Source organism: Limnospira sp. PMC 289.06 (assembly GCF_032350395.1).
GTDB lineage: Bacteria > Cyanobacteriota > Cyanobacteriia > Cyanobacteriales > Microcoleaceae > Limnospira > Limnospira platensis.
On record NZ_JARPLC010000591.1, the window covers coordinates 1 to 252 of the forward strand.

Annotated in this window: 1 protein-coding gene; it reads left to right on the forward strand. The window is 40.1% G+C overall.

Going from position 1 to position 252, the window contains the following annotated elements:
- A partial coding sequence (locus P5674_RS26365) for a DUF4351 domain-containing protein (RefSeq protein WP_315670539.1) occupies positions 1 to 167 on the forward strand: 167 nt, incomplete at its 5' end.
- Positions 168 to 252 lie beyond the last annotated feature (85 nt).

Consider the following 252-nt stretch of genomic DNA (forward strand, 5'->3'; position numbering starts at 1 on the left):
CCCTAATTTTACGGCTGCTAAATAGGAGATTAGGCAGTTTGCCAGAAACGGTCATAGGTCAAATCAATCAGTTATCATTACCGGCATTAGAGCAGTTAGGAGAAGCATTACTAGACTTTTCGGAGATAGATGATTTAGTGGGATGGCTAGTCTCAAACGCGCCATAAATTTCAGGTAATTAGACTCTGGGAAGAATCTGTAGATACGTTTATAAATGTGCCGGGATTATTACCTTTTGCGATACTAGCTCAA